Here is a 15,505-nt window from a genome sequence, read left to right as displayed (position 1 = left end):
GAGGAACCGACATCATGAAACAATTGCAAGACGCATATATCGTTGCGGCCACCCGCTCGCCGATCGGCAAGGCCCCGAAGGGCGCGTTCAAGAACACGCGTCCCGACGACCTGCTGGCCACCATCCTGAAGGCTGCCGTGGCGCAGGTGCCGAACCTGGACCCGAAGCTGATCGAAGACGCCATCGTCGGCTGCGCGATTCCTGAAGCGCAGCAGGGCCTGAACGTGGCGCGCATCGGCGCGCTGCTGTCGGGCCTGCCCAATACCGTGGGCGGCATTACCGTCAACCGCTTCTGTGCCTCGGGCGTGAGCGCGGTGGCGATGGCGGCCGACCGCATCCGCGTGGGCGAGTCCGACGTGATGATCGCCGCCGGCGTGGAATCGATGAGCATGGTGCCGATGATGGGCAACTCGCCATCGATGTCGCCGGAGATCTTCACCCGCGACGAGAACGTGGGCATCGCCTATGGCATGGGCCTGACTGCCGAGAAGGTGGCGCAGCAATGGCAGGTCAGCCGCGAGGACCAGGATGCGTTCTCGCTGGCCTCGCACCAGAAGGCCATCACCGCGCAGCAGGCCGGCGAGTTCAAGGACGAGATCACGCCGATCGAGGTCGTTGAGCGCTTCCCCGACCTCGCCAGCGGCCAGGTGAACGTGAAGACGCGCACGATCTCGCTGGATGAAGGCCCGCGCCCGGAGACCTCGCTGGAAGGCCTGGGCAAGCTGCGCCCGGTGTTTGCCAGCAAGGGCAGCGTCACCGCCGGCAACAGCTCGCAGACCTCCGACGGCGCCGGCGCGCTGATCCTGGTTTCGGAAAAGATCCTCAAGCAGTTCAACCTGGTGCCGCTGGCGCGCTTCGTCTCGTTCGCGGTGCGCGGCGTGCCGCCCGAGATCATGGGCATCGGCCCCAAGGAAGCGATTCCGGCGGCGCTGAAGGCCGCGGGGCTGACCCAGGACCAGCTCGACTGGATCGAACTGAACGAAGCCTTTGCCGCGCAGTCGCTGGCAGTGATGCGCGACCTGCAACTGGATCCGGCCAAGGTCAACCGCATGGGCGGCGCGATTGCGCTGGGCCACCCGCTGGGTGCCACCGGTGCGATCCGTTCGGCCACGGTGGTGCACGCGCTGCGCCGCCACAACCTGAAGTACGGCATGGTGACCATGTGCGTTGGCACGGGCATGGGCGCAGCAGGTATCTTCGAGCGCGTCTGAACGCGCCTGCGGGACGGTTCCTCGGAACTGTCCCGCCCTTCTGTCAGGTGAAGAAAGCAGTACCGGCAGCAGCCTTCCCTTCGGGTTCAAGCCAGGCGCGGCGCATGCGTCGTTACGGGCCTTGACCTTGGAATGACCAAGGCCGGCGGCCCGCGCCTAGCCTGCGCCGCGCCTGGCTTGAACGCGTCCCCTTTTTCATTCTGAAACGGCTTCTTAGGACGCTGGCGCCACCCTCACCTCAAGAATCCGAATAGCCCCATCAGCATTCTTTGCCCCGCTGTCACCACGGTGACAACCCCGGTTCTTACTCTGCGAGCGCATTGCGGCAAACGCAATCCGCCACGCGGCACCTGCCGCCGGCGCACAACAACGCAGATGAACAGGGGAATGAAAGATGGCAGGGAACCTTGCGCCGGGCAAGCTGGCGGGGATGGCGCGCTGCCGTGTGCTGGCCGGCACCGTGATCGCCGCACTGGCCGCAGCACTGGCCGGCTGCGGCGGCGATGACGCCGCGCCGACAACCGCACCGAACGACACCACCATCAAGACCCCGCCGCCAGCCGGTGCCGGCGGTCCGCGCGTGCTGCTGGTCGGCGTGGACGGCGCCACCTATGCCCAGGTGCAGGGCGCGCTCCTGCGCCATGAACTGCCCAACCTGGCCCAGTTGAACCTGGTGCCCACCGCCACCGGCGGCATGCCTGGCACCATCACCGCGCAGCCGCCGCTGGACGCGCCCAGCTGGGCCACGGTGCTGACCGGCGCCTGGGCCAACCGCCACGGCATCGAAGACGATACCGGCAGCACCGCACTGCAGGCCCCTACCGTATTCCGCTACCTGCGCGCGGCCGGCAAACCCGGCCTCCAGCAAGGCGCATCCACCAGTTCGGGGACGCTGCCTGGCCTGCTCAAGGCCGAGCAGGAAGCGGGCATGCTCGATACGCTGGTTGACTGCGCCGGGGTCGACAGCTGCGTCACGCAGAACGCCATGCGGCAGGTGCAGTCCGGCTATGGCGTGGTGTTTGCGCAATACAGCGCGCCGGCACAGGCGGCAGAAGCCGGCGGCTTCGGCAACGGCGCCTATGCCACGGCCCTCGCCGGCATCGACAAGGCGCTGGGCGAGCTGCTCGGCGCCGTCGCCGCGCGCCGCCAGGGGCAGCCGGGCGAAGACTGGCTGGTGATAGTCACCACCAGCCATGGCCTGGATGCTACCGGCGCCACCACCACGGTGCCGACGGTAGAGAACCGCACCGCCTTCCTCGCCACCAACAAGTCGCTCAACGGCGCGCTGGCCAAACCTGGCGCGGCAGCGCCGGACACCCCGGCGGACCTGTCCGCGCTGCCGACCGAAGCCGATATCGTCCCCACCGTGCTGGCCCATGCCGGCGTGGCGCCCGACCCAGCCACCACGCGGCTGGACGGTTCGGCGCTGACCACCGCCACCGCAGGCGTGCGAGCCATCGGCGCCAGCATCAGCCAGTACAACGATGCCATCACCCTGAGCTGGCAGAACCCCACCGAAGCCTTCGGCATCACCCGCGTGCTGCGCGACGGCGTGCAGATCGCCTCGCTGGGACCTGAGGCGAGGCAGTTCACCGACAAGGCCTTCAACATGGCCACGGGCCTGTACCAGTTCAACTACACGCTGGTGCGCAATAACGTGCCGGTGTCGTACCTGGCGCAGATCCACTACGTCAAGCCGGTCACGCTGGCGCCGACGCTGCTCAATGGCCTGGCCACGTACTTCAGCCTCGACAGCAAGCCGTTCGCCGACGCGAAGACCGCCGCCACGCTCGGCCCGTGGGTAGCTGGCACTGACGGCGGCACGCTGGCTGCCGACAACTTCAGCGGCCAGTCGCTGCAGCTGGACTCGCGTGTCGACAGCTACAAGCTGGCGTACAACGCTGCCGATATCACGCAAAGCCCGCAGTTCACCGTCGGCTTCTGGCTCCGCACCGACTGCACCCAGGGCAACGGCACCGGCGAGCCCATCCTGTCCAACAAGAACTACATCTCGGGCGCCAACCCCGGCATCGCCGTCGCGCTGTTCGGCAGCTGCGAGATCCGCTTCAACCTGGGCAGCGGCAGCGGCAAGCGCGACGACATCAACGGCATGAAGGTGTCGGCCAACCAGTGGGCCTATCTGGCACTGTCGGTCGATGCGGCAGCCAGGCGCTTCAGCGCCTATGTCATCGATCCGGTCCTGGGCGTGCAGAAGACCGAGAACAAGGCGATCGCCAACACCGACGTGACCAAGCTGGCCGGGCTCGGCACCGGCTGGGGCGTGAACGACGATGCCACGCACAACTACGTGGGCAACAACCCCGGCTCGCTCAAGGGCGTGATGGGCTTCAACGACCTGGCGATGTGGACGCGCGTGCTGTCGCTGGACGAGCTGAAGTCCATCACCGGCGCACGCCAGCCGCTGTCCACGCTGAATCCATAACTCCGGCCGGAACCCGTTTCGCCATGGAACGGGTTCCTCACCGGACCCTACCTTCCCCCGCCCGATCCCCTGCAGGAGATTGACACCATGACTTTCCGACCTTCCACCCTGGCGCGGCCGCACTGGCTCGCCGCCCTGCTGATGTGCGCAGCGCTCGCCGCCTGCGGCGGCGATTCCGGCGACAGCCCCACCGGCTCGCCCAACGCAGCACCGACCACGCCGGGTGCCCCGGGCACCGGCGGCAACCCCGGCCAGGGCAATGGCAGCGACCAGCCTGGCGAGACGCCCGCCGTGAAGCCGCAGCTGCGCTGCGCGCCCTGAAGCCGGGCCTGGCCCGTCTCCCCTCCCGCAACCCCCCGGCACAGAATCCATGAACCCGCAAAGCAGACGCAACTTCCTCAAGCTCGCCGGCGGCAGCGCCGCCGCCACCGCCGCGCTGGCGGCCTTCCCGCCGTCCATCCGCCGCGCGCTGGCGATCCCGGCCAACAACGCCACCGGCACCATCCGCGACGTCGAGCACGTGGTCATCCTGATGCAGGAGAACCGCTCATTCGACAACTACTTCGGCACGCTGCGCGGCGTGCGCGGCTTTGGCGACCGCTTCCCGATCCCGCTGGCAGGCGGCCTGAACGTCTGGCAGCAGACCTATACCAACGGCACCACCACCCGCACCGTGCTGCCCTACCACCTCGACAGCAGCGCAGGCAATGCGCAGCGCGTCAGCGGCACGCCGCACTCGTACCCGGATGCGCAGAACGCCTGGGACCTGGGCCGCATGAACAAGTGGCCGACCTACAAGCAGACCCAGTCGATGGGCTACTACACCGAGGCCGAGCTGGACTTCCAGGTGGCGCTGGCCAATGCCTTCACCCTCTGCGACGCCTATCACTGCAGCTTCCATGGCGGCACCAACACCAACCGCCTGTTCCACTGGACCGGCACCAACGACCCCGGCGGCGACAATGGCGGGCCGGTGATCGACAACAGCGGCGACTCATTCACAGGGTCGGCCCCGCCCTACACCTGGAAGACCTACCCGGAGCGCCTGGAAGCCGCAGGCGTCAGCTGGAAGGTCTACCAGAACATGCCGGACAACTTCACCGACAACCCGCTCGCGGGCTTCAAGCAATACCGCGACGCCAACGCCGCGCGCGGCAACCAGGCCAACGGCAGCCCTTACCCGGCATACACCAGCGCCGACGACGCCATCAGCCCGCTGCTCAAGGGCGTGGCCAACACCATGCCCGACGGCGGTTTCCTGCAGTCGCTGCGCGACGATATCGCCGCGGGCAAGCTGCCGCAGGTGTCGTGGATCGTGGCGCCGGCCACGTATTCGGAGCACCCCGGGCCTTCCAGCCCGGTGCAGGGCGCCTGGTACACGCAGGAAGTGCTCAACGCGCTGACGGCAAACCCCGCGGTCTGGAGCAAGACCGTGCTGCTGATCAACTTCGATGAGAACGACGGCTTCTTCGATCACGTGCCGCCGCCATGCGCGCCCGCCTATGATGGCGACACGCTGGCCGGCGCCACCACGCTCGACCTGGAGCAGGTCAGGCCGGAATACCACGTCGACAAGCACCCCTACGGCCCTGGCCCGCGCGTGCCGATGTACGTGGTGTCGCCGTGGAGCCGCGGCGGCTGGGTCAATTCGCAGGTGTCCGACCACACCTCGGTGCTGCGCTTCCTGGAAGCCCGCTTCGGCGTGGCCGAGACCAATATCAGCGGCTTCCGCCGCGCGGTGGCGGGCGACCTGACCTCGGCCTTCAACTTCGTCAGCCCGAACACCAACCCGCTGCCGACGCTGCCCAGCCGCGACAAGGCCAGCGCCGACGCCATCCGCACCGCGCAGGGCGTGCTGCCGCAGGTGCCGCTGCCTGCGGCCGGCAGCCAGCAGATGCCGCCGCAGGACAGCGGCACGCGCCCCTCGCGCGCCCTGCCCTATGAGCTGCATGTGAGCGCACGTGAAGACGCGCGGGACCAGCGCGCAGTCTGGCTGCTGTTCAGCAACACCGGCACGGCGGCGGCGGTATTCCACGTCTACGACCGCCTGCACCTGGACCGCGTGCCGCGCCGCTACATGGTCGAGCCGGGCAAGGAACTGCATGGCAGCTGGGACGTCTTTGCCACCGACGACGGCAAGTATGACCTGTGGGTGCTTGGCCCCAACGGCTTCCACCGCGCCTTCCGCGGCAACGTGGGGGCCGTGGCCGCGGCGGGTGCCAGCGCGCCGGAGATCCGCGTCTGCTATGACATCGCCAATGCCGCGGTGTACGTGGACATGATCAACACCGGCAGCGCCCCCTGCACTTTCACCGTGCAGCCCAACGCCTACCGCACCGACGGTCCCTGGACCTACGAGGTGCCGGCCGGCATGCAGTTGCAGCAGCACTGGCCCGTGGCCCGCCAGGGCAACTGGTACGACTTCACCGTCACCACCGCGCAAGGCGGCTTCACGCGCCGCTTCGCCGGGCGCATCGAAACCGGCAAGGACAGCGTGTCCGATCCGGCGATGGGCCTCAACGGCTGAGGCGCAAATCGCCTGACGGGCAGCGCTACGCCCGCCCCCGGCCGATCCGGCCGCGGGCGGGCGTAGCCGTTTTGTCATATTGGGCCGCTAGACTGCGCGGTCGTCCGGGCCTGTCCGGGCTGCCCCCCCAACTTACCTGCGGATGACCATGCTCGGCGACCTGCTGATGACCTTTTTCGAAGTGGCGCGCCAGGGCAGCATCACCATGGCGGCCAGGCAGTTGCGCATCAGCCAGCCCACCGTCACCGGCCGCATCCGCCAGCTGGAAGAGACCTACGGCGTGGAGCTGTTCCACCGCCGCGCCAGCCGCGTCGACCTGAGCGACGTGGGCGTGGCGCTGATGCCAGTGGTCGAGCAGCTGATGCAGCAGGAAGGCAATGCCGACTACCTGCTGCGCAACGCCGGCAACCTGCGCTTCGGCAACCTGCGCATCGGCGCCACCGGCCCCTACTACATCCTGCGCGCGGTGGCGGCGTTCCGGCAGCGCTACCCGGCGATCGACGTGAGCCTGGACATAGGCAATTCGCAGCAGATGCTGGAGGCGCTGTTCGAGTACCGCATCGACGCGGCGGTGTCGTCGCACCCGGTGGACGATGACCGGCTTGCCTGCATCCGGCTGGCGTCGGACCCGATGGTGCTGGTGGTCCATCCGGACCATGCGCTGGCGCGGCTGCCGCAGGTCGAGCTGCCGCAACTGCGCGGCTGCCACCTGCTGGTGCGCGAGCACGGCTCGATGACGCGCAAAGCCACCGAGACGGCACTGGCCGCGTGCGGGCTGGAGCTGCCGCCGCACACCCTGATCGGCAGCCGCGAGGCCATCTACGAGGCCATCCGCCAGGGCCTGGGCGCCAGCGTGGTGCCGCTGGGCGAAATCCCGCGCGACCCGCTGCTGCGCGTGGTGCCGTTCGCACAAGGCGCGCCGGTGCTGCATGAATACCTATACTGCCTGCAGAGCCGGCGCGAGACGCGGCTGGTCGGCGCCTTCCTGGACTGCGTGGCGCTGGACGAGCCGACCGCCGCCACCCACGCCGCCTGAAACCCGCATGCTTGCAGCGCCAGATAAGGCACCAATGCCGGTATCGGAAAACTTGGGTCCTTCATCACCGCGCGGTCACCACGCCGCGCCAAGCTTGCCGGTTTCGCCAACTGAGCTATCCCGCATGCCCGCTGCCCCCCGCCTCGCCCTGTTTGACCTCGACCATACCCTGCTGCCACTGGACAGTGAGTATGAATGGGCCCGCTACCTCGTCGCCGTGGGCGGCGCCGAGGCCGCCGAGATCGATGCGCACAATGCGCGCTGGCTGGCCGCCTACCAGGCCGGGCGCCTGGACTTTGCCGCCCATGCCCGCTTTGCCCTGGGCCTGCTGGCACGCCACCCGCGCCAACGCCTGACGCAATGGCGCGCGGACTTCATGCGCGAGGTGATCATGCCCGCCATCCGGCCCGATGCGCTAAACCTGCTGGCCCGCCACCTCACCGCCGGCGACCTGTGCTGCATCGTCACCGCAACCTGCCGCTTTGTCACCGAACCGATCGCGCGCCAGCTGGGCGTGCCGCACCTGCTGGCGGTAGAGGCCGAACATGACGCGCACGGCGAATTCACCGGCGCGCTGGCCGGCGTTCCGGCCTTCGGCCCCGGCAAGGTGCTGCGGGTGCTGGCGTGGCTCGACACACTGGGCATGGCGCCCACGGCGCTGGCGCAGGCCACCTTCTATAGCGACTCGCGCAACGACCTGCCGCTGCTAGAAAGCGTTGGCCATCCGGTCGCCGTCAATCCGGATTCAACGCTGCGAGACGCGGCCGAGGCACGCGGCTGGCCGGTCTTGCACCTGTTCGGCACGGCCGGCGTGCCGGCCGCCTGAGTCCATGCACCCGCACGCCGGCTTCCCCGAGTACGACCAGCTGCTGGCCTTGCTGGATACGGGCAGCCACGTGCTGGACACGCGGGTGGTCTGCGAAACCATGGTGCAGGGCCGTCGCTTCGGCGTCCATGTCGCCACGCTCGGCAGCCGCGATCCGGGCGCGCCGGCGATCGGCATCTTCGGCGGCATCCACGGGCTGGAACGTATCGGCACGCAGCTGGTGCTGGACTACCTGCGCTCGGTGCTGAGCCGGCTGGCCTGGGACGAGCTGCTGCACCGCGAACTGCAGTCGGTGCGGCTGGTGTTCATGCCGATCGTCAACCCCGGCGGCATGTGGGCCGGCACCCGCGCCAACCCCAACGGCGTCGACCTGATGCGCAACGGCCCGCAGGATGCCGACGCGCGCGTGCCCTTCCTGGCCGGCGGCCAGCGCATCGGCGCCTGGCTGCCCTGGTACCGCGGCCCGGCGGGCGCGCCAATGGAAGCGGAAAGCCGCGCGCTGCTGCGCGTGGTGCAGGAAGAACTGCTGCCACGCCCGCTCAGCTTTGCGGTGGACTGCCATTCGGGCTACGGCTGGCGCGACAGCATCTGGTTTCCGTACGCGGGCACGCGCCGGCCGATGGCGCACCTGCCGGAGATGTACCTGCTCAAGACGCTGTTCGAGCAGGCCCACCCGCACCACGGCTACACCTTCGAGCCGCAAAGCCACCAGTACCTGCTGCACGGCGACTTGTGGGACCATGCCTATGACCTGACGCCGCATGGCAACCTGTTCCTGCCGATGACGCTGGAACTGGGCTCGTGGCTGTGGATCAAGAAGAACCCGCGCCAGCTGTTCTCGCGCGAGGGCATCTTCAACCCGATCAAGGCGCACCGCACCGCGCGCGTGCTGCGCCGGCACGTGAGCCTGTTCGACTTCCTGGGCCGCGTGGCCTTTGCGCCGGATCGCTGGCTGCCGCGCGGCGCGCAGCGCGACGATCTGCTGCTGCAGGCACACGCACACTGGCAAACGGAGCCGCCGCCATGAGCCAATGGGTGTTCTTGCGGGGACTGACGCGGGAATCGCGCCACTGGGGGAGCTTGCCGGCACGCTGGCAAGCGGCCGGGCTGGGGCGGCCGCTGCTGCCCGACCTGCCCGGCAACGGCGCGCTGTCCGCGCAGCCGGCACCGTGGAGCGTGCCTGAGATGGTCACTGCGGTGCGCCGCCAGTTGTCGGCGGCCGGCGCGCACGGACCATACCGCGTGCTGGCCATGTCGCTCGGCGCCATGGCTGCGACCGAATGGGCCAGCGCATATCCGGAGGAAGTCGGCGGTCTGGTGCTGGTCAATACCAGCATGCGGCCGTTCTGCTCGCCGGCGCAGCGGCTGCGGCCGCGCAACTGGTGCAAGCTGCTGCGCGTGGCGCAGCGCTGGCGGGATCGCGCGTACTGCGAGCGGACCATCCACGCCATCACCTGTGCCCGCGCCGATACGCTGGCAAGCGATCTCGCAGGCTGGCAGGCCATTGCCGCCGATGCGCCGGTGAGCCGCCAGTCAGCGCTGGCACAACTGCTGGCCGCGGCGCGCTATCGCGCACCCGCCACTGCGCCGAGTTGCCCGGTACTGCTGGTGGCCTCGGCAGCGGACAGGCTGGTCAACCCGGCGTGTTCCACGCGCATCGCACAAGCCTGGGGAACGCAGTTGCTGACGCACCACTGGGCCGGGCATGACCTGCCCCATGACGATCCGCAGTGGCTGTGCGACGCAGTCGCACGCGCGTCAGGCTTCGGCTAGTTCGTGCACGACAGGCATGGCGCTGGTCAGCAGTGCCGCCGCGGCATCGAGCCGGTCCGGCGTGCCAAACAGCCGCGCACTGATCAAGCCGTTCTGCAACGCCCCGAACACCACCTGCGCCAGCTGCTGCGGCGGCACCGGATAGGGCGACTTGCGCTGCGCGGCGGCGCGCTCGAACAAGCGGGCCAGCCATTGCTCATTGAGCCGGATAAAGTCCTGCATCGCGGCGCGCACCGCGTCTGGCAACATCAGCACGTCGGCCGACAGCATGCTCACCAGGCAAGCCTGGTCGGTGCCGGCACCCGCGCGCAAAGGCTCAAGGTATTGCCGCGCCTGCTCGGCAGGCGGCAGGCTGGCGTCGATTGCAAGCAGGCGCGCCCGCTTGCGGGCGCCGTATTCGCGCACCGCTTCCAGCACCAGGTCGTCCTTGGACGGAAAGTAGTAATGAATGCTTGAGGTCTTGACCCCGACCAGGTCGGCCAGGTCGCGGTAGCTGAAGCCGTTGAACCCCCTGCGGCGGATCAGCACCAGCGCATGTTCGACCAGTTGCTCGCGTACGGATCGGGTGTTCATGACATCAACTCCTGGTCTTGCTGCCGCGCCGTTCAGGCCGGCAGCGCTTGTGCGATCAGCGTGATGAGGGACCCGCTTGCAAAGCAAAGCCCTACCCATCCGCCAAGGATCAGCGCAGTGTCACGCCAACGCATGATCAACTCCTGAAGACGGGCCGCACGCGGCCCGGCGGGTTTCAATGGCCGGCATCACGCCGGCCGGCTCTCAGGCGATGGCGCCGTCGGTATAGGGATCAGCCTTGCCCACGCGCGCACCGTCGGTGTACGGGTCGAAGCTGCGCGACGGTTGGGCCGAGACACCGCTGCGATCCAGGCCGGCTACCGTGCGGGCGCCGTCGGTGTAGGGATCAGCCTTGCCAACGCGGGCACCGTCGGTGTACGGGTCGAAGCTGCGCGACGGTTGGGCCGATACGCCGCTGTGATCCAGGCCGGCTACCGTGCGGGCACCGTCGGTATAGGGATCAGCCTTGCCAACGCGGGCACCGTCGGTGTACGGGTCGAAGCTGCGCGACGGTTGGGCCGAGACACCGCTGCGATCCAGGCCGGCTACCGTGCGGGCACCGTCGGTGTAGGGATCAGCCTTGCCAACGCGGGCGCCTTCGGTGAACGGGTCGAACTTGCCGGTGCGGGCGCCTTCCGTGAAGGTGTCGAACTTGCCGGTGCGGAAGGTGTAGCCGTACTTGTCGCCGGTGAAGGTGCTGTCCTGCACGCCGGCCGCTTGCGCAACACCGCCCGCGAGCGCGGCGGCAAGGGTGGCGGCGGTAATCAGGGTCTTGGTGATCTTGGTCATGATGGGCTCCAGGGTGCGAAGTTTTGGGATCGCGTCGATTCGGTATCAGTGGCTGTGGCAGGTTGTTCTTTCGATCCCGCATCTACTAGTAGATAGATTCTCAGTCTCGAAAAAATGACCGCCTCCGGTCATGCAATGGGATCGCCACGTTTTCGCCTTGTCTTGCTTGTTGCCGGCGGTGCAGCGCTTCCATGAGTCAAATACTATCTACTACTAGGTAGATAGTCAAGGAAAAACATTCCTATCGGCCCGATAGTCTTTCCCTTTCTGGGGCTATGCCTTTGTTTTCAAACGATTTTATGCGATGCCCACGCAGTGCGCGGGCATCGTCAGCCTGCAAACAGAAAAGCCGTCATGCAGCTTGCGCCACAAGACGGCTTCAAACGCGCCACTGATATCGCGCGAAAAACTCAGCCGGCGACGGCGGCCATCAGCGTATCGGCGGCGGCTTCCACGCGGTCAGAGGTCCCGAACAGGCGCGCCGCAATCAGCCCGCTCTGCAGCGAGCCAAACACCACCTGCGCCAGCCGCGCCGGCGGCACCGGGAACGGCGTGCTGCGCTGCGGCTGCGCGCGCTCCAACAGGCCGGCCAGCCATTGTTCGTTCATCAGGAAGAAGCCCTGCAGCAGCTTGTGCACGGACTCTGGCAGGCACAGCGTCTCGGTCGACAACATGCCGCACAGGCAGATCTGGTCTGAGCCGCAGCTGGCGCGGAACGGCGCCAGGTAGATGGCCGCTTGCTCGGTGACCGGCAGGCTGGTGTCGATGGAGCGCATGCGCTCGGCCAGGCGGGCGCTGTATTCCTTCACCGCCTCCAGGACCAGGTCCTCCTTGGCCGGGAAATAATAGTGGATGCTGGAGGTCTTGACCCCCACCAGTTCCGCCAGGTCGCGATAGCTGAAGCCGTTGAAGCCGCGGCGGCGGATCAGGACGAGGGTGTGCTCGAGCAGTTGCTCGCGTACCGATTGCGTTTTCATGAAAGCAGTTTATCTACGCGAAGATAGGCGCTCAAGCGGAAATGCCCCGGGGCTGGGGTAATTCCCTAGCCCTGGGGCATCTGCGGCATGTGCTTTAGCCAGGCAGGACCTGCGCGGCGAAGGTGATCATCGAGCCACTCGTCACGCAAAGCACCAGCCATCCGCCAAGCAGCAGGATACTGTCACGCAAACTCATGATGGACTCCATCGGACGGCAGTCAGCGCGACCGCCGCCGTAAAGTTGTTGGCCGCCGGCCTCACAGCCGGCAGCAATCAGGCGCGGGCGCCGTCGGTGTACGGGTCAAACTTGCCGACGCGCGCGCCGTCCGTGTACGGGTCGAAGCTGCGAGCCGGCTCGGCCGACACGCCACTACGGTCCAGTCCGGCCACGGTGCGGTAGCCGTCCGTGTAGGGATCGGTCTTGCCGACGCGTGCCCCGTCGGTGTACGGATCAAACTTGCCGGTGCGGGCACCTTCCGTGAACGGGTCGAACTTGCCGGTGCGGGCACCGTCGGTAAAGGCATCGGTCTTGCCGACGCGGTAGCTGTAGCCGTACTTGTCGCCAGCCGAGGTGCTGTCTTGCGCGCTGGCGGCTTGCGCCACGCCGCCAGCCAGTGCGGCGGCAAGGGTGGCGGCGGTGATCAGGGTCTTGGCGAACTTGGCATTCATGATGGGCTCCTGGGTGCGACGTTTCGGGATCGCGTCAATTCGGTATCAGTGGCTGTGGCAGGTCACTCTTCCAGACCGCATCTACCAGTAGATAGATATAACGTGCTGAAAAAATGACCGCGCCGGTCATGCGATGGGATCGCCACTTTTCCGCCCGTTCTTGCTTGCTTCCGGCGGTGCAGCGGTGCCATGGATTGAATGCTATCTACTACTAGGTAGATAGTCAAGGCAAAAGTTTTCTATCGGCCTGATAGGCGCAATCCGAGGCTGCGCGATATGGACGAAAATTCACTTGATGCACGCGCGCGAATGAACATTTCTTCACCCGGACGCCGGCGGCCTGCTAGCCTGAAGGGAACGCCCTCCCGAAACCTCGCCATGCCTGAAGGCTCCCGCCCCGCTCAGCCGGCATCCCGCCACCGCTGGCTCGCCACCGCCGCGGCACTCGCCGTGGCCGCGGGTGTTGCGCGCCACCTACTGTTTCGTGCGGTGGAACGCAAAGCCTTTGTCACGCTGACGGATGAAACAAAGGATGCGGCAGCACCCGACATTTCAGCCCTGACAGTGCGCCATGCCACGTTTGCCAGCGGCAACCGGATCCTGCACGCCGCCTTCATGCCGGCCGCGGACCCCGAAGCGCCGGCGCTGATGGTGTGCCACGGCGACAATGAGAGCCTGCCTGACTGGACACCAGTCCAGACCATGTTGGCCGGCGCGGGCATCGCCTCCTATGTCTTCGATTACAGCGGCTACGGCCGCAGCAGCGGGCGGCCAAGCGTGCGCCGTCTGCGCGAGGATGCGCTGGCCGCCTACCGGCAATTCCTGGCGGCCACGCCGCAGGCAAAACGGCGCGTGGTGCTGGGGCATTCGCTGGGATCGGGCATCCTGCTGGAGGTGGCACAGCGCTTCAATCCGCAGCCCGATGGCTATGTCATTGCGGCGGGCTTCAGTTCGGCGCGCCTGGCCGCGGTGCAGACCGGGCGCATCCCCGCATGGGCCGCGTGGCTGCTGCCGGATCCGTGGAACAACGCCGCGCGTGCCAGCCGGCTGGAGCGGCCACTGCTGGTGGTGCACAGCCGAGACGACGCGGTGATCGTCCCACCCCACGCTGAACGCGTGGCCCGTGCGGCCAGGCATCTGCATGCCCTGGTGATGCTGGAAGCCATGCCGCATGACGCAGCCATCCTGCCGGAACATATCGATGCATTCTGGCCGCCGATCCTGCGCTTTGTGCGCGCGCAGGACGGCGATGCCGTGCAGGCACTGTTGGCAGGAAACGACGCGAAATATGAGGGCGATCCACCTGGAAACACGGATCAGGCAGGCACACCGGGCAGTCGCACAGGCACGTTGGCGACAGCAAGCGGCAAGCGCGGGCAGTAGGGTTGCGGGACGGCCGGACCCTGGCCGGACAATCTACCGCAGACGTCCGCCACCGGCAATCATCCTTGTGGGCGAGGCGCCACGGCGAGGTGCCTGAGAGACTTTCTGCCGGATTCTTGTCTATATTGGACGCCATGGCACGAGCATCGCAATTTCGCCATTGACAGCACTGGAGGTACTGCCATGCGTAGGCTTGCAAACCTGTTCAGTCCGCCGACCCCGGAGAAAATCGCCGAGAGGGAACTGCAAGACATGAGGCTGACGCTGTTCCAGGCCGAAAGACGCTTGCTCGAAGCGCAGATGCAGGTGGCCTACTACCGCGACATGGTGGCCTTCCTGGAAGACGTCGCGGCCAAGGGCGTGGAAGACGTGGTCGACAAGCGCCGCGCCACGCCGCCTGCCGTGCCGGAGCTGCCGGCACGCACGCCCGGCCTCACCACGGTCCCGATCGTTCCGTCCGCGGCCTGACGCAGCCGGGGCTGGCCCCGACCTGTGCGATACTCGCGCTGCCTGGCGCCCGTGCGGCGCGCAGGCGCACTATCCACAGGAACCAGCCCCATGAGCGAACTGCTGCCCGCGATCGAATTCGAAACCGCGCCCAATCCCGCCTGCGCCGTCATCTGGATGCATGGGCTGGGCGCCGACGGCAGCGATTTCGCCCCGGTCGTGCCTGAGCTGCGCCTGCCCGCATCGCCCGGCGTGCGCTTTATCTTCCCGCATGCGCCGGCTATCCCCGTGACCTGCAACGGCGGTTATGTCATGCCGGCCTGGTATGACATTTATTCCCTCGATGAATCAGGCCGACGCGCCGACGAAGCCGGCATCCGTGCCTCATGCGAAGCCATTCGCGCACTGATCGCGCGCGAAAACGCCCGTGGCATCCCCACGCACCGCATCGTGCTGGCAGGCTTCTCGCAAGGTGGCGCGATTGCCTACACTGCCGGTCTGAGCCATGCCGAGACGCTGGCCGGCATCGTCGCGCTGTCCACCTACATCCCCGCGCCGGCAGCGCTGGCGGGCGAGGCCAACGCCGCCAACGCCACCACGCCCGTGTTTGCCGCCCATGGCACGCAGGACGATGTGGTACCGCTGCAGCTGGGCGTCGCCGCCCGCGATTTCGTGCAGGCGCGGCAGCACCCGGTGACGTGGCACACCTATCCGATGGGCCATTCGGTCTGCCTGGAAGAGATCGCCGCCATCGGCGCCTGGCTGGCAGCGCGCTTCGCGCAGGCAGCCACGGCGCAGTCCTGATCCGCTCCCTGACAAGATGATTGCCGGCCGCTGCGCCGCGCATCGCA

Annotated in this window: 15 protein-coding genes; 11 read left to right on the top strand and 4 right to left on the bottom strand. The window is 67.6% G+C overall.

Features of this window, described 5'->3' with window-relative positions; genetic code table 11:
- The first annotated feature begins 11 nt into the window (after window positions 1-11).
- From A3A5_RS0133275 to A3A5_RS0133240, 8 genes are all read left to right on the top strand, one after another.
- Window positions 12-1,211 (top strand): acetyl-CoA C-acyltransferase, encoded by a 1,200-nt coding sequence (locus A3A5_RS0133275; RefSeq protein ID WP_026201384.1) that lies wholly within the window; start codon window positions 12-14, stop codon window positions 1,209-1,211.
- A 394-nt stretch (window positions 1,212-1,605) separates the two neighbouring features.
- The gene (locus tag A3A5_RS0133270) at window positions 1,606-3,654 is read left to right on the top strand and encodes a LamG-like jellyroll fold domain-containing protein (RefSeq protein ID WP_018314769.1); all 2,049 of its coding nucleotides are present in this window, start codon (window positions 1,606-1,608) and stop codon (window positions 3,652-3,654) included.
- 87 nt (window positions 3,655-3,741) lie between these two features.
- Window positions 3,742-3,975, top strand: coding sequence for a hypothetical protein (locus A3A5_RS0133265; RefSeq protein WP_018314768.1), 234 nt, complete (start codon window positions 3,742-3,744; stop codon window positions 3,973-3,975).
- A gap of 49 nt (window positions 3,976-4,024) precedes the next feature.
- The gene (locus A3A5_RS0133260; RefSeq protein WP_018314767.1) at window positions 4,025-6,181 is read left to right on the top strand and encodes a phosphocholine-specific phospholipase C; all 2,157 of its coding nucleotides are present in this window, start codon (window positions 4,025-4,027) and stop codon (window positions 6,179-6,181) included.
- Between the two features lie 148 nt (window positions 6,182-6,329).
- The gene (locus A3A5_RS0133255; RefSeq protein ID WP_018314766.1) at window positions 6,330-7,217 is read left to right on the top strand and encodes a LysR substrate-binding domain-containing protein; all 888 of its coding nucleotides are present in this window, start codon (window positions 6,330-6,332) and stop codon (window positions 7,215-7,217) included.
- A 124-nt stretch (window positions 7,218-7,341) separates the two neighbouring features.
- Window positions 7,342-8,043, top strand: a complete 702-nt coding sequence (locus tag A3A5_RS0133250; RefSeq protein WP_018314765.1) for an HAD family phosphatase — start codon at window positions 7,342-7,344, stop codon at window positions 8,041-8,043.
- 4 nt (window positions 8,044-8,047) lie between these two features.
- Window positions 8,048-9,070 (top strand): M14 family zinc carboxypeptidase, encoded by a 1,023-nt coding sequence (locus tag A3A5_RS0133245; protein WP_018314764.1) that lies wholly within the window; start codon window positions 8,048-8,050, stop codon window positions 9,068-9,070.
- Complete coding sequence (locus A3A5_RS0133240) at window positions 9,067-9,816, top strand: alpha/beta fold hydrolase (RefSeq protein ID WP_018314763.1); 750 nt, start codon at window positions 9,067-9,069, stop codon at window positions 9,814-9,816. Before A3A5_RS0133245 ends, A3A5_RS0133240 begins: the two co-directional genes overlap by 4 nt.
- Here the strand turns inward: A3A5_RS0133240 and A3A5_RS0133235 are convergent.
- The 4 genes from A3A5_RS0133235 to A3A5_RS0133210 form a co-directional block, all read right to left on the bottom strand.
- Window positions 9,802-10,389: a TetR/AcrR family transcriptional regulator gene (locus A3A5_RS0133235; RefSeq protein WP_018314762.1), complete on the bottom strand. Its 588-nt coding sequence runs from the start codon at window positions 10,387-10,389 to the stop codon at window positions 9,802-9,804. The two genes, A3A5_RS0133240 and A3A5_RS0133235, sit on opposite strands and share 15 nt — an antisense overlap.
- A gap of 204 nt (window positions 10,390-10,593) precedes the next feature.
- Complete coding sequence (locus A3A5_RS0133225) at window positions 10,594-11,178, bottom strand: acute metal response CopQ/CzcJ/MmrQ/MmtQ/MmmQ (RefSeq protein WP_018314761.1); 585 nt, start codon at window positions 11,176-11,178, stop codon at window positions 10,594-10,596.
- Window positions 11,179-11,588: 410 nt separating this feature from the next.
- Window positions 11,589-12,155, bottom strand: a complete 567-nt coding sequence (locus A3A5_RS0133220) for a TetR/AcrR family transcriptional regulator (RefSeq protein WP_018314760.1) — start codon at window positions 12,153-12,155, stop codon at window positions 11,589-11,591.
- A gap of 273 nt (window positions 12,156-12,428) precedes the next feature.
- Window positions 12,429-12,824 carry a hypothetical protein gene (locus tag A3A5_RS0133210; protein WP_018314758.1) on the bottom strand — a complete coding sequence of 132 codons (396 nt, stop codon included), beginning with the start codon at window positions 12,822-12,824 and terminating at the stop codon, window positions 12,429-12,431.
- Window positions 12,825-13,202: 378 nt separating this feature from the next.
- Between A3A5_RS0133210 and A3A5_RS0133205 the strand changes: the two genes are divergently transcribed.
- The 3 genes from A3A5_RS0133205 to A3A5_RS0133195 all read left to right on the top strand — a co-directional run bounded on the left by A3A5_RS0133205 (window position 13,203) and on the right by A3A5_RS0133195 (window position 15,458).
- Window positions 13,203-14,207 carry an alpha/beta hydrolase gene (locus A3A5_RS0133205; RefSeq protein WP_018314757.1) on the top strand — a complete coding sequence of 335 codons (1,005 nt, stop codon included), beginning with the start codon at window positions 13,203-13,205 and terminating at the stop codon, window positions 14,205-14,207.
- Between the two features lie 183 nt (window positions 14,208-14,390).
- A complete protein-coding gene (locus A3A5_RS0133200) occupies window positions 14,391-14,675 on the top strand; it encodes a hypothetical protein (RefSeq protein WP_026201383.1) in 285 nt (94 codons plus the stop codon).
- 90 nt (window positions 14,676-14,765) lie between these two features.
- A complete protein-coding gene (locus tag A3A5_RS0133195; protein WP_018314755.1) occupies window positions 14,766-15,458 on the top strand; it encodes an alpha/beta hydrolase in 693 nt (230 codons plus the stop codon).
- Window positions 15,459-15,505: the final 47 nt, after the last annotated feature.

The sequence above is a fragment of the Cupriavidus sp. UYPR2.512 genome, from assembly GCF_000379565.1.
GTDB lineage: Bacteria > Pseudomonadota > Gammaproteobacteria > Burkholderiales > Burkholderiaceae > Cupriavidus.
Note: the sequence above shows the minus strand (reverse complement) of the source record. Positions and strands in the feature narration are given on the sequence as shown.

Excerpts from the sequence above, each read along its gene's own strand:
- A3A5_RS0133270 (WP_018314769.1), top strand. The coding sequence starts at position 1,606 with ATGGCAGGGAACCTTGCGCCGGGCAAGCTGGCGGGGATGGCGCGCTGC.
- A3A5_RS0133235 (WP_018314762.1), bottom strand. The coding sequence starts at position 10,389 with ATGAACACCCGATCCGTACGCGAGCAACTGGTCGAACATGCGCTGGTG.
- A3A5_RS0133210 (WP_018314758.1), bottom strand. The coding sequence starts at position 12,824 with ATGAATGCCAAGTTCGCCAAGACCCTGATCACCGCCGCCACCCTTGCC.
- A3A5_RS0133240 (WP_018314763.1), top strand. The coding sequence starts at position 9,067 with ATGAGCCAATGGGTGTTCTTGCGGGGACTGACGCGGGAATCGCGCCAC.
- A3A5_RS0133260 (WP_018314767.1), top strand. The coding sequence starts at position 4,025 with ATGAACCCGCAAAGCAGACGCAACTTCCTCAAGCTCGCCGGCGGCAGC.
- A3A5_RS0133220 (WP_018314760.1), bottom strand. The coding sequence starts at position 12,155 with ATGAAAACGCAATCGGTACGCGAGCAACTGCTCGAGCACACCCTCGTC.
- A3A5_RS0133225 (WP_018314761.1), bottom strand. The coding sequence starts at position 11,178 with ATGACCAAGATCACCAAGACCCTGATTACCGCCGCCACCCTTGCCGCC.
- A3A5_RS0133255 (WP_018314766.1), top strand. The coding sequence starts at position 6,330 with ATGCTCGGCGACCTGCTGATGACCTTTTTCGAAGTGGCGCGCCAGGGC.
- A3A5_RS0133200 (WP_026201383.1), top strand. The coding sequence starts at position 14,391 with ATGCGTAGGCTTGCAAACCTGTTCAGTCCGCCGACCCCGGAGAAAATC.
- A3A5_RS0133205 (WP_018314757.1), top strand. The coding sequence starts at position 13,203 with ATGCCTGAAGGCTCCCGCCCCGCTCAGCCGGCATCCCGCCACCGCTGG.
- A3A5_RS0133265 (WP_018314768.1), top strand. The coding sequence starts at position 3,742 with ATGACTTTCCGACCTTCCACCCTGGCGCGGCCGCACTGGCTCGCCGCC.
- A3A5_RS0133245 (WP_018314764.1), top strand. The coding sequence starts at position 8,048 with ATGCACCCGCACGCCGGCTTCCCCGAGTACGACCAGCTGCTGGCCTTG.
- A3A5_RS0133250 (WP_018314765.1), top strand. The coding sequence starts at position 7,342 with ATGCCCGCTGCCCCCCGCCTCGCCCTGTTTGACCTCGACCATACCCTG.
- A3A5_RS0133195 (WP_018314755.1), top strand. The coding sequence starts at position 14,766 with ATGAGCGAACTGCTGCCCGCGATCGAATTCGAAACCGCGCCCAATCCC.